The sequence below is a fragment of the Planctopirus limnophila DSM 3776 genome, from assembly GCF_000092105.1.
GTDB classification, from domain to species: Bacteria; Planctomycetota; Planctomycetia; order Planctomycetales; family Planctomycetaceae; genus Planctopirus; species Planctopirus limnophila.
In genome coordinates this window covers 1,879,885-1,892,628 of the sequence record NC_014148.1, presented here as the reverse complement: position 1 = coordinate 1,892,628, position 12,744 = coordinate 1,879,885, and the positions used below count along the sequence as shown (strand labels likewise).

At 52.2% G+C, this 12,744-nt stretch carries 12 protein-coding genes and 1 tRNA gene; 8 read left to right on the top strand and 5 right to left on the bottom strand.

Annotated elements, in window-relative coordinates:
* Position 1 precedes the first annotated feature (1 nt).
* Together PLIM_RS07615 and PLIM_RS07610 are read right to left on the bottom strand one after the other, a co-directional pair.
* On the bottom strand, positions 2-985 hold the full coding sequence (locus PLIM_RS07615; protein ID WP_013109733.1) for a hypothetical protein: 984 nt from the start codon (positions 983-985) through the stop codon (positions 2-4).
* Between the two features lie 100 nt (positions 986-1,085).
* Complete coding sequence (locus PLIM_RS07610) at positions 1,086-1,331, bottom strand: hypothetical protein (protein ID WP_148227024.1); 246 nt, start codon at positions 1,329-1,331, stop codon at positions 1,086-1,088.
* Between the two features lie 19 nt (positions 1,332-1,350).
* Between PLIM_RS07610 and PLIM_RS07605 the strand changes: the two genes are divergently transcribed.
* From PLIM_RS07605 to PLIM_RS25000, 6 genes are all read left to right on the top strand, one after another.
* Positions 1,351-1,425, top strand: a tRNA-Pro gene (locus PLIM_RS07605).
* A gap of 719 nt (positions 1,426-2,144) precedes the next feature.
* Complete coding sequence (locus PLIM_RS07595; protein ID WP_013109731.1) at positions 2,145-3,560, top strand: DUF1254 domain-containing protein; 1,416 nt, start codon at positions 2,145-2,147, stop codon at positions 3,558-3,560.
* Positions 3,561-3,728: 168 nt separating this feature from the next.
* The gene (locus PLIM_RS07590; protein ID WP_013109730.1) at positions 3,729-4,223 is read left to right on the top strand and encodes a hypothetical protein; all 495 of its coding nucleotides are present in this window, start codon (positions 3,729-3,731) and stop codon (positions 4,221-4,223) included.
* A 602-nt stretch (positions 4,224-4,825) separates the two neighbouring features.
* A complete protein-coding gene (locus PLIM_RS22650) occupies positions 4,826-5,251 on the top strand; it encodes a TIGR03067 domain-containing protein (protein WP_013109729.1) in 426 nt (141 codons plus the stop codon).
* Between the two features lie 319 nt (positions 5,252-5,570).
* Positions 5,571-6,071, top strand: a complete 501-nt coding sequence (locus PLIM_RS25005; RefSeq protein ID WP_013109728.1) for a GNAT family N-acetyltransferase — start codon at positions 5,571-5,573, stop codon at positions 6,069-6,071.
* Between the two features lie 58 nt (positions 6,072-6,129).
* Positions 6,130-6,393, top strand: a complete 264-nt coding sequence (locus PLIM_RS25000) for a TfoX/Sxy family DNA transformation protein (RefSeq protein WP_081440228.1) — start codon at positions 6,130-6,132, stop codon at positions 6,391-6,393.
* A gap of 90 nt (positions 6,394-6,483) precedes the next feature.
* Here PLIM_RS25000 and PLIM_RS22645 read toward each other — a convergent pair whose 3' ends face one another.
* The gene (locus PLIM_RS22645; RefSeq protein WP_013109727.1) at positions 6,484-7,788 is read right to left on the bottom strand and encodes a class I SAM-dependent methyltransferase; all 1,305 of its coding nucleotides are present in this window, start codon (positions 7,786-7,788) and stop codon (positions 6,484-6,486) included.
* A 409-nt stretch (positions 7,789-8,197) separates the two neighbouring features.
* On the opposite strand from PLIM_RS22645, the gene PLIM_RS07570 reads away from it, so the two are divergent.
* Both PLIM_RS07570 and PLIM_RS22640 read left to right on the top strand, forming a co-directional pair.
* Complete coding sequence (locus PLIM_RS07570; RefSeq protein WP_013109725.1) at positions 8,198-8,614, top strand: ExbD/TolR family protein; 417 nt, start codon at positions 8,198-8,200, stop codon at positions 8,612-8,614.
* 168 nt (positions 8,615-8,782) lie between these two features.
* Entirely contained in the window at positions 8,783-10,999 is a 2,217-nt protein-coding gene (locus PLIM_RS22640; RefSeq protein ID WP_148227022.1) for a prenyltransferase/squalene oxidase repeat-containing protein, read from the top strand.
* Between the two features lie 51 nt (positions 11,000-11,050).
* Here PLIM_RS22640 and PLIM_RS07560 read toward each other — a convergent pair whose 3' ends face one another.
* Both PLIM_RS07560 and PLIM_RS22635 read right to left on the bottom strand, forming a co-directional pair.
* Positions 11,051-11,662 carry an SH2 domain-containing protein gene (locus tag PLIM_RS07560; protein ID WP_013109723.1) on the bottom strand — a complete coding sequence of 204 codons (612 nt, stop codon included), beginning with the start codon at positions 11,660-11,662 and terminating at the stop codon, positions 11,051-11,053.
* Positions 11,652-12,353: an RNA polymerase sigma factor gene (locus tag PLIM_RS22635; RefSeq protein ID WP_013109722.1), complete on the bottom strand. Its 702-nt coding sequence runs from the start codon at positions 12,351-12,353 to the stop codon at positions 11,652-11,654. Before PLIM_RS22635 ends, PLIM_RS07560 begins: the two co-directional genes overlap by 11 nt.
* Positions 12,354-12,744 lie beyond the last annotated feature (391 nt).

Below are 12,744 nucleotides of genomic sequence, written 5' to 3'. Positions count from 1 at the left end.
ATTACTTGTCGCCAGCCCCTTTCCCTAGGGCTGATTCCTGCTTCTCAGCTTTCGTCTGAGGTGCTGCCCGATCTGCCTGAGCCCTGCGGGCGAAGAATCCAAATTTCCGCCCCGCCACAGTCACCACGCCGGCCATATCGTTCTGAGTATTCGACCAGAGGTAGGCCTCCACAGAAACTTGAGTATTCGCCAGAAAAATTTCTAATCTCGCCTGGTGCGGCAACCCCGAGACATTCCCGGTGATGTCGTATGCGTTTTGGGATTCTGCAGAAACAAACTTACCCAGGATGCGTCCCTCACCATCAACTTTGAGTGACCACTCTCCATTCCACCGATCGTCAGCATTCACTATCCACTCACCAGCGAAACCTTGTCCGTTCGAAGCCCCTCCTGGTGCTGTGGACGTTCCTTCGCTGGAAACAAGTGATTTCGACAACGTAAATAGTGCTGCGGGCGGAACGGCTTCTAGCACACTCTCTGCGGAGAACGAAATGTCACCACCGGCTTTGGCAGGCACGACCTGACCAATATCAAAATCAAACTCGAACCCGGCGAACAGGAGAACATCCTTCCCCGTTGCAGCCGTCATATCGGGGCGATCACCCCGATAAGTCACGAAGCGCTCAATCAACAAGACTGGCAGGCGATCTTCACCATGCTTGCGAAACCCCCAACTGACGAGCATCTTGGCAAAATTACCTTCACTCGTTTTGACAATGAGGCACGGCGTACTGATCGTCGCCGAGAGTGGCTTCAATTTGGAAGCATCCTGCATCGATATCCGGGCCACAGGAGACAATTCGCTCGCAGCTTGCTTCACCAATGAGAAATCGTGCTTATCGAAGAGATCAGCCCCAACCGCCACATCAGTGATCAGACCAAACCCCGACATCACGAGAAGTGAGCTCAACAGATTGAACAACAGGCCCTTCGCCAAAGCATGATTACTGAGGCGGTGTGAGGTATCGCGGGGCGAAAATCGCATAATGATCAATCCTGCGGGTGAAAATTCGTCGGGCCGTTGAGCTTACCATTTTTCTGGAGAGAACAGCAGAATACCGGGAATACACGTTGGAGACATGAATTCAAAGAGTTCTTCCACACAAATAAACAGCTTGCCTTGCGAAATTGTCTGAGCCTTGCATGACCGGCTGCAATTCCTTGCAGGCCAACAGCATAACCCAAAACTCAGATTTTCTCTGAACAGAAGTGGCCAGCAGCTTACCAGGTGGCGGCAGATCTCCAGAAACCGGCACTCCCCCAGGAATTACCCCACCGGCAATTCCCGCAGATCTTTCCCCCTCGGTCGAATTGACCAGCCAGACCATCACCGTTAAACTTCGTTCAACTCGGGATGTAGCTCAGCCTGGCTAGAGCACCTGGTTTGGGACCAGGAAGTCGCAGGTTCAAATCCTGTCATCCCGACTATTTTCAGAAAGAAGCCCTTCGGCGAGAACGTCGAAGGGCTTTCTCATTTTCCAATGGGCACTCCCCCCGCTGCTGGCAACCCTGCGTTCGCAGTCCTGTTAATCACGGGCAGCAGACACCGACTCCAATATGCCCAGAAATACGCCGAGTTTCGATTCGACAAGATCGCCATGGTCGTCGGGAACCATTCGGATGGCCATATCCTCAACAACCAGGCATCCTTGACATCGCCTGTGACTGGGTTGCCCAGGCATCTACCGCGAAGCCTGGTCAAACCGGCCTTATAAGATCGCTCCTGTGTGGTAAAGTATCTTGGCGACTTCTCATGGGAGACCAAAGTTTAAATGGCCATCCCACATTACTCAATGAAATCTCCATTTTCGATTACGATGCACAAGTGGGATATCGCGAGTGTCCAACCGGGAAACCAGCGAGATCAAATCAGTTGCCGTCTTGTCCTCCGATTCCGCGGCAGCAATGTTGTGCTGAACGATTTCACTGCAATATGACATTATGGGATCTTGCAGCAATCACTTTCTTGTTTTTTCCAAACAACATGCAATCGGTTGGCCGGCTTCCGCGAATCCGGTAGAATTTACGTTAAAACGTTAATTACTAGGTGTGCGTGAAATTAAAAACGCTGCCAAGAATCGTCGGCGAGTGCAGTTCGGGGCTCATCAAAATCCTGAGCAACCCCCTCAATGTGGACCATGACTATGAAATTGCTGAAATTGGCAGCGATACCCCTCTTAGTGACTTTCATGATGCGGGAGGCTCAGCCCTGTATGGCCCAGGAAAAACTTTCCGTCGAAGAGATTAAGGCGATCACAGAGGAGGCCTTTATCTACAGCTTTCCAATGGTCATGGGTTACGGGATTTTATACGAGTATGCAGTGGATGTGAAGTCCGGCCAGTACAAAGCCGCATTCAACCAGATCTACAACACCGCGCGAGTCTACACACCAGAGGATACGGCTGTTGTAACGCCCAACAGCGACACCCCCTACTCATTCGTATGGGCCGACCTTCGTACCGAACCCCTCGTGTTGAGCGTTCCGGAAGTGCAGAAGGATCGGTATTACTCCGTGATGCTCGCTGACATGTATACCTGTAATTACGGCTACATCGGCAGCCGGGCAACAGGCAACGGTGCGGGCACCTATATGATCTCTGGTCCGGGTTGGAATGGCCCGACGCCCGAGGGAATCAAAAAGGTGTTCCAATGCGAAACTGAGTTCTCCCTGGTTCTTTACCGCACGCAACTCTTTGGGCCGGACGACATCAACAATGTGAAGCAGATACAGGCAGGTTACAAAGTTCAGACGCTTTCCTCCTATCTGAACAAATCCACTCCGGCCGCCGCACCGGAGATTCAGTGGCCAGCCATCGACAAAAAGTTGGCCGAGGCAGATCCATTCGCCTATTTAAATTTCATCCTGCAGTTCTGTCCCACCACAGGGACAGCGGAGGTTGAAAGGCCGCTGCGGGCAAAGTTCGCCAAGATCGGCATCGAAGCTGGTAAACCCTTCCCGCTCGCCAGGCTGACAGCAGAACAAAAAGAGGCATTGAAAGCGGGCGTCTTGAGCGGCCTCGCAAAGATCAAGCAGAAGGTCTCCACACTGGGAAAAGACGAGAATGGCTGGCGTGTCGGCGGGGCACAAGGTGACCGGGCTTTCTACAATGCGGATTGGACTCTCAGAGCAGCTGCGGCAATGGCTGGTATCTATGGCAATGACGAAGTCGAGGCACTTTATCCCCTGCTCTCTACGGACAGCGAGGGGAACAAGCCGGATTGTAGTAGCAAGCGTTATACTCTCACCTTTAGTAAAGGCCAACTGCCACCAACAAATGCCTTTTGGTCGGTCACTATGTATGACGGCAAGACGCAACTGCTCATCGCGAACCCACTCAACCGCTACCTCATCAACACGCCCATGTTGCCCGACCTGAAAAGGAACGCCGACGGCTCGTTGACGATCTATATCCAGAAGGATTCCCCTGGCAAAGATAAGGAGTCGAACTGGATCCCTGCCCCGGACGGCCCGATCTACGTCGCGATGCGACTTTATTGGCCTAAAGAGGAGGCGCTCAATGGGAGCTGGAAACCACCGGCACTTGTGCCCACGAAATAAGGTCCGTATGAAACACTGGGAGTAACGCATATCCCAAGGACCTTTTCCCCTTTCCTACCGAGATTCTCACCTCAATATAACTTCCTGACTCGGGTTGCCAACCAGATAAAGTCTATGAGGGAATCGAGGGTCTAACAGTGCTTTGCGAGCGATGCTGGGGGATTGGACGTGGCTGAGTCAATCTGGAACCCATGCCAGTTTTTCCCCGACGGGTTTTCGGAGACACCCAATGTCCACGACAACTTCGTATACGCCTTGGCGGCCCATCTGGAGCATCGGGTACTGATTCTCCACACACAGTACCGCGACGGGGCTGGACCATATGACCTGATCGACCTGAGGTTTGCTGGGTTGGTAGCCTACTTCTTTGACGACGTAGCCGCCCCAAGCATTTTGCTGGATGTTCAGCGAGTGGACGCTGAATGGGTTGTCGAGCATTGGGGGAATTTGTTCCTCGCCCGCAAGAACTACGGATGGTTAACGATACAGTTTACTGACCTAGCCGACCTCTCAAAACAGCTCACTGAGCAAGGTGTCATTGGGTACTTGGTCATGGGGTCTTGCGGGCTGGACGGATTCATCCTGAGCTCGTCGGCCGAGTATCGACGCCGGGAACGGACGGCTGAGATTGACAATCCAGACACTTCACTCGACTTGGCCTGAATGTAGTTTTCTTGGCCTCCGAATGCCCCGATCGAGCGAAATCGGTTTACCATATGGTTCTGCGGTCTGCTCAATATCTCAGTGCTTACAAAAAACAACCGTGCTCTCTTTTCCCATTCTGGACAACTCGAATTTCTCATTTGATTAAGAAGTTTTCAGTGCCATGAATCAGTCAGCGATCCAGAGAAAATACGGTACTACATTCTCAGAAGTCATGCATTGCCGTGTGAACATTGGGCCATGCAGTGCCGAAATGATTCATCGAAAGTCGGCTTAGAAACTCCAGTAACTCGTTGAGTTGTTCCTGAGTACGATCAGGTCGTAGCCTGCGAGTAGACCGTAGCCTGCCGACCTTGCTGGCCAACCCGTACCACGTAGGGAAAGAATCTTACCGCACCCCAACCAACCATGAAAACAGCGGTATCGCATGGCGGTCGATTGCGGTGTAACATGCAATTTATATTGGCAATCCGTCGCAACTCCTTTGCCACTAGGATACATCGAAATTGACAAGTCCCTGCCACACCGCCAATCTGCGCTGAAATTTCACCGCACTTCAGCGGTCGAACAAATGTTCGGCGGTGTTTAAATGGAGAAAAGTCATGCGTAATGCGGCCATCTATTGCTTATTGCTTTCAGCACACCTCGGCATGGCGTCGCTTCAGGTGGATGCAGTCGAGAAAGACTTGCGCAGACTGCAGGGTGGCTGGACGTTTGAAAAGGTTCTCGTGGGCGGGGAAAAGGTCGGTGGCGAAACCCAGCCCGAAGGATTCGTCTTCAACGGGAGGGAGATCTCGCCAGACGACGACCCCAAGGATGTTGCAATCATCACCCTCGATCCCAGCCAGACGCCAAAGACCATTGATCTTGTCTATAAGAAGAAGGAAAAATCCCTGGGCATCTACGAGATCGACGGCGACACGCTGAAGCTCTGTTTCAATGCACCCGGCGATCCAAGGCCCAAGACTTTTGCATCCCCCAAAGGTAGCCGGGTGTCATACCTCATTCTCAAACGAAACAAGAAGTAAGGCGTAGGAGTCACTGCTACAGGTAATAATTCAACAGACTCTAGTTTTCCAATCGCGCAGCTTGGCGTATGAATACCCAGCAGGTACAGCCCCTTAGCATTCCCGAGAATGGTGTTGGTTCGGTGGTTTATGCATCTCGAGATATGCGTTGAGTATCAAAACTGTCCTGAGATGACAAAAGCAAAGCCGTGATACTCGATCACGAGTTTGGCGTCGCCTCTGCTGCAGAGGAATCATTGTTTCCTGCGATGCAAAGGCGAGAGTAACTTTCTGACTTTTTAACCCAAGAATAAGCTTTTCTGCTTTTGAAACCCATTCCATGATATCACTTGCAACAACTGATGATATTCCGGCGTTATCCGAACTGTTATCAATACTCTTCACGCAAGAGGCTGAGTTTGTCGCAAACCCTTCAGCCCAATCTGCCGGACTCAAGGCAATCATCGAGAATCCTTCCGTGGGACGAATACTGAAATTCGAAATTGAAGGCGAGATCATCGGCATGGTCAATTTGCTATACACTGTCAGTACTGCTCTGGGTGCCCGAGTTGCGATTCTCGAGGACATGGTTGTCAACCCTTCACAACGATCGCATGGATTGGGTGGTCTGTTGCTGGATGCCGCTATACAGCAGGCAAGTCAAGATGGATGTCGTCGAATGACTCTGCTGACCGATTGCGACAATACGAAGGCGATGCGATTCTACGAACGGCGGGGGTTTATACGCTCGCCGATGGTTCCGATGCGACTCCTGCTAAACTCCTCCAGTCGAATGAACTCAGCTTTCTCGAATCATGATGAGCCCTCTCCCAGCCAGTAAACTCCGAAACCTAGGCCCCGCATCGGCTCAAATGCTTGCCGACGCTGGTCTCTAAAACTTGGATGAGCTTCGAAGACTTGGTTCAGTCGTTTGCTTTCTTGCTGTTCGAAAAGCAGGGCGTCCACCTACTTTGAACTTGCTATGGGCAATCGAAGGAGCAATTACCGATATGCCTTGGACTACACTATCTCAAGTTAGGAAAGCGTCATTACTTTCAGAGCTACATAGAATGACACAAGTAGAGGCTATCGAATGTTTTTTTGAAGTTACATTATTCACAACCATGAAAGTGCGAGGCCGTTCTGGTGATTACTGTGAGTGACCGATCAGCTCTAATCTTTAGTGGGTTGCCTCGATTCCTCACTCGCAAACTGCAGCTTCAGAAGATAAGCGTTGGCGAAAAAGGAGTACCCTAGAAACTCCATGGACTAGTGGAGTGGTGCCTGAGTACGATCAGGTCATAGCCTGCGAGCAGTTTGAAGACGTGGTGGATTACCCGTTCAATGTTTTCGGCTGGCTGCTGGAATTGCTCCATGAGTTCCTGTCGGATCTTGCCTACAGTTCTCCGACCGTCCACCAGCGAGAAGAGTCTCTTGGTCAGGATATCGCACGAAATGGAAACTTTCAGGCAGGGGACACCCGGACGCGAAACCTGGAAATCACATGCCGGTGTCGTGCAATCCTGAATTGCGGTCTGAAGGTTCGTGATCATTGCCAGATGACTGAAGCAAGGGATCTGCTCCAGATCATTCAGTGAGGCCTGCTGTCGCCCGGATTTTGATGCCCAGAAGATATGCCGCGAAGCCACACCCCAGTAAAGCTCACAGATGGCCTGCTGCTCAGGCAGAGGCAAAGTGAGCACATGCTCCAGCATAGCGGGATCTGACGAAAAGGCATGGATCGGTTCGTAGAGCATACGTCCTTCAAAGGTATGCTCAATAAATCGCAGATCCGCCTGCTTCAGCCAGTCAAAGAGTTGGGGAACAGTATAAGCACGATCCTGCGAATGCAGAAAAATGTCGTAAAACTCCGAGGCTGTCATTTCAGCAATCGGATCGAACAGATCCTTCCCGCGAACATACCAGTTGGTCGCTGGCAGGCGGCCGACAAGAGTTCTGGCCATCGCCAGTTTTTCTTCCCGCGGCAAATTGGCAGGGATTGCCTTGCGCAGCATTTCCTGCATCTGGTAAATGCCCATGCGGCCATATTGGCCATAGACCATGAGACCGATGACTCCCTGAGGATTTAGCAGTGCCGACAGCACACGCAACCCGAGATCAGGATCGGGGAGATGATGCAGCACACCCGAGCAATTGATGTAATCAAAGGTCCCTATGCTTTCAGGCTTCAGGTCAAGGAGCGATCCGTGAATCCACTCGAAAGATTTCCCCAGACCTCGCACGAGAATTCGTTCGCGGGCAATCCTTTGCGAGGCCTCACTCAGGTCAACGTAAACAAGCTTCGATGGCGTATTTCTTAATTGATGGGCCAGGTAGACGACTGAATCCCCGGTTCCACCACCGGCAATCAGCACTCGTAACCCTTTGGTCAGATCTCGCCGCCCGCTCCAGGCATAATGATTAATGGTCGCCAGTTCATCGACGGCTGTGGTCAACAGCCTTTTGCGTTCGTCCTGCGGATGGCGTGCGGGATATGGCAGCCATTCATATTGCTGGCGAACGGCGGGATTGATGGCATTGGTGGTGGCGAGCCCCATGCTGGCAGCTTTCTATCAAATCCATGCGACGATTGAACTCCAAGTTACGGTATCTATCGATCCAACCCTGGGGAAAAGGCGCGGAAACATCGCTAGAGACAGCAGAGTCTGTGGAAATGACCTGATGAGACCTGTTCTCAATGCCTGTTTTCAGTGTTAAACTCTTCGCAATCACCGCCAATCGGCAAATTCAGCCGGAGCCTCACTTCGAAGACACATCGAGCCGATAGGATATTGCGGAATGCTGTATTTGAATCAACCGGCACTTGCCTTGAAGAAGGCGACATTCCGATGCTTCTCCTGTCACCACTTCAATTCGTCGTCTCAGTAGTTTATTCACTCGATTGCTGATGCTCTCTGCGACATGATGGTTTCATCGGATGAAACACCCAGGCCAGGATGCCTGTCCATGCCACTGAAAACAGAACCGCTGGAAGAACCGACGCTGAACCTGGCCTCGATGCTCGACATCGTGATGCTGCTGCTCATGTTCTTCATGATTGGTACACAGTTCAAAAATCAGGAACGCGAGTACAAAATTCAACTTCCAACGGTTTCCGACGCCAAGGCACTTAGTGGTCAACCCGACGAACTGGTGGTCAATGTCTCGCGGGACGGGGTGATTACTTTGAACTCCCGCCAGATTTCAATCGCAGAACTGGAACAAGAACTGGCAAAAGCGATTCAGAATTTCCCGGCACAAAGCGTATTAATTCGCGGCGATGGTGCCAGCCCGTACCAGAATGTGATGGAAGTGATGTCGGCTGCAAAAAAAGTTGGAGTGCGTAACGTCTCTCTGGCACATCAACCACGATCTCAACGGTGATTTTGGGCCTCTGGTCGAAGTTTATCAGGTCAGCAGATTCTCAAGTAAAACAGGTAAAAAACTCAGGCACATGATCAAAGGCTGGAATGACAGGTCAGAATGCTAAGTCGCTTGGTTGAATCTTTGTCGTGGTTGATTGATGCGGGAGGCGCAGAAACCTCGTGGCAAATGATCACGCTGCGCCTCGCGCTGATTTTCTGCTCTTTCCTGCTGATGGTGCAGGTGCTTTCCTTACTGGCCACCCGATGGGGCGATCAGAACGCCACAGGAAAATCGTTCTTTGCCTCGCTCGTGCTGCATGTCTGGCTGGGTCTGGCGTGGGCTAACGTCGCTCAATTGGAGGCAGTCAGGCTTGGTGAAATTGAGCGAAACGAACAGGAAACTGAAGGACCCGCCATTCAACTCGTTTCGAGTGAAGCCGATACTCCAGACACAGAGGCCACCAATGCGAGCCTCTCGCGTCTGTCACCATCGGAAGCCCTGCCGATTGAGCGAACTCAGAGGGAAATCTCGGCTTCAGGGAAAGCAGAAACCGGTGCATTACCCGATTTGACCCCTCGGGATAAACCCACACAAATGGCTGCACTGGAAGCCTTTCCTGATTTGCCACTGCAGGAGTCGAAGCCAGAGACTCCGCGGCCGGGTATGGAAGTCCAGCAGCCGATTTTTTCAGGAACTCCAGCAGCCACAGCCCCATTGCCACAGGAGACAATACAGCAACAGGTGGTTCCCAATTCACTGGCTGCAATGTCCCGTCAAAAAATGACGCCTCAGGAAACTCCACTCGATTCGGACGACCTGCGTCCTCCAGCGGAAGGGGGAGCTGATCGAGCCGATGAAAAGATCAACACAGTGGCCTCTCGCATTGAACTTCCACTCAATCCGGAGAGTGAAACCCCACCTCCGAATGCGCTCGCCGCCGAAACCATGGCCAGGCGCACCGCTCCATTGGCCACTCCGGTCCCGGCAAATTCACCGGGTGCTGATGGTATCGGAAACGATCCCCAGGTACGTCCTGCCGTACCGGCCAAGCCTCTCTTCTCGCGTCAAGTGCCCAATCGATCTATGATGCCAACAGAGGGGCTCCCGCTTGCCATCACGCCTGCGGAACCTGCTTCGGGAAATCCATCCACAACTCCAGCGTTGGCTGGTGAACAGATTGCCGCCATCAAGTCTGCCACCGAACTGCCCAGCCTCGAAGCCATCACGCCTGCCCCAGAAATGAATCGTGGCACAGGAACGATTCTTCCCAAACGCCCCGCAGCCTCGATGACGCCTGAGACTTATCAGTTACGCAGGCTTGACCAACGCAAGGAGATTGCCCTTCGAAATGGCGGGACAGAGGCCAGCGAAGAAGCTGTCGAACTCAGCTTAAAATGGCTGGCCTCACATCAGGAAAATGATGGCTCCTGGAGCGCTGCCCGCTGGGGTGCTGGCGCTGTAAAAAGATCGCCGGAAGACCCTGTCGATCTCGTTGATCGCAAAGGCTCCGGCCTGAATGCGGATACAGGAATCACGGGTTTAGCACTGCTGGCGTTTCTCGGGGCAGGCTACACCCGAGACGAAGGTCAGTATTCAAGAACAGTCGACAACGCCATGACCTGGCTGATCTCTCAGCAGCGCGTGGATGGATATCTGGGGGGAAAAGCAAACTACTACGATGGCATGTACTGCCACGGCATCGCCGGCTACGCCTTAGCAGAAGCTTGTGCGATGCAGGAAAACCCACAGGCTGATCCCGACTTACGGAACGCCGTTGCTAAAGCGGTCCAGTTTACAATTCAAATGCAGAATCGTGATGGTGGGTGGCGTTACCAGAAAGGTGCCATTGAAAGTGATATGAGCATGTTTGGCTGGCAGATGATGCTGCTTAAATCTGCGGAGATCGCCGGGATACCGATACCAAACGAAACTCGCGAGGGCATGATCACGTTCTTAAAAGCTCGCAGCAGAGGGACTCAATCCGGCCTTGCGGGCTATCGGAGATCAAGTCAACCTTCGCCAGCGATGACAGCCGAGGCTCATTTCTGCAAGCAGATGTTTGGCATTCGCCCGACCAATGATGCCAGTATTGAAGCGACGTCTTACCTGCAACGCGCGCTACCTCGAATCTCCCAACCCAATGATTACTACTGGTACTACGGGACATTAACGATGTTCCAGCATGGTGGAGAATCGTGGGAGATGTGGAATCTTGGCATGCGGGAAAGTCTCGTGCAGATGCAGACACGTTCCGGAACTTATGCAGGAACATGGGAGCCAAAGGATCCCTGGGGAGGGATTGGTGGACGTGTTTATTCGACTGCGATGGCCACCTTGTGCCTCGAAGTTTACTACCGCTTCTTACCGCTCTATCGAGTGAATGAACCCTCCCCCAATTCGTGAGTTGTGATCATCGTATTGAATGCATCCCGTATGATATTCACAGCGAGAGTATCAACGAGAAGTTACCAGCGCTGGTGTGGCCAGGGCCGGTAGCGAGAACAGAATCTGCCGACGTTGATGAGCCAGTCGATCAATCAGTTCTTGTTCCGGGTCATGCTCGCGTGAAGTTACGGAACGACTCGCGATAACCATCCGGTGTCGAGGAGCCATAGCCTCGCACAGCAGGGATTGCACTTCCTTAAAGGCCGATTGGTTGATGAGATTCCACGAAACCCAGGGGGAGATCACCATCAACATCGCAAACACAAAACTTTGCGCTGCAATCTGCCGCTGCCTGCGATCCTTGACCCGGCGTTCTGTGACGACAGCATGAGCCACCAGTCGATCACGCACCCGGCGAACCAACGGTGCCGGCTCGAAAAAATCGACCAGCGGCAATGATTCCTCAGGCTTTGTGCAGAGGAAGAATTCTCGCCCGTCTCGTACCTCCCAATGTTGGTCAGCCCAATGGTGGTCAGCCCAATTTTGGTTAGTACCTGGCAGCAATTCTTCCGGTGATACAAATTCTTCGGCGGGCGGCAATTCCTCAATTTCTTCAAAACAAAAAAATCGCCTGACGAATTCTTCGTCGGCCTGAAACTGACATCCTCTTTCATGAGACATGGGCGGCTTCTCCTTCCAGAGCACGAAGCAGCCGGGCCAACTTGGCAATCGCATAGCGATAGCGACTGGCCACTGTATTGGGGCTTTCCCCCATCACTGAGGCAATCTCCTGAAATGTCATGCCTTCCCAGAATTTGAGAATGACAACCTCCGCTTGATCCACCGGCAGTTCGGTCAATGCCGCCTGGATCATCTGTTGACGCTCGGCGACTTCCAGCGGATCAATCGCTATCGAAGAGCGAAACTGCAACTCCGTGAGTAAATTGACCGAGATGGCGGGAGGCCGCTGGTGCTTAATGCGGAAACGAATGGCCTCGTTTCGCACAATCTTTAGAAAGTAGGCCCAGGGATGCTGCACAACGCGAAACAGAGCGGGCGAAGCTGCCAATCGGGTCAGAGACTGCTGAACAACATCTTCGGCATCAGCGTCGTGTTCCGTCAGAAAACGGGCATATCGCAGAGATCTTGGCCCCACAAGCCCCACCACTCGCGACCAGACTTGCCATTGCCCCTCACCAATCAGCTTTAGCGCCTGAATCAGCTCCTGTTCGAATGGTCGAACAGCAGCTTTTCCTTCTGGTGGAGCTGGATCAGACGCATGAACATTCCCCGACGGAGAATGAAGAGACTGCCGCATTTTATCGGAGGCTGTGGAGACGAAGGATTGATCCAGTGAATTCTCGATTGTCATGCTCAGACCCCACCCACTGTTCAACCGCCCATGAGCTGGAGGCGAATAGTGCATCATCAGTTTGCAACCTGATCCGATACAAGAAACCTGCTCTCCAAAACGATTTGTCTATCGAATCACGTATTCAATGAAAAAATCAACGAAATTCTGGTTTTGAGAAATGCCGGGTTTCCAGACATCATGTCCCCAAACCAAACCTGGTCAGGAAAGCCTGGTCCATGTCAATGCAGAAATGACAAAAGTTCCTCGTGTTTCAGGCTCCAGGAGATACTGGCAATTGAGAAAAAAGAGAGAGTCTGGGCATCGATGGCAGAACTGCACTTCAACTCAAATGCAAATTCTGCTATGACATAAACTCTTGTGTGATTGAGGAGTTACTTCCGTCAAAGAC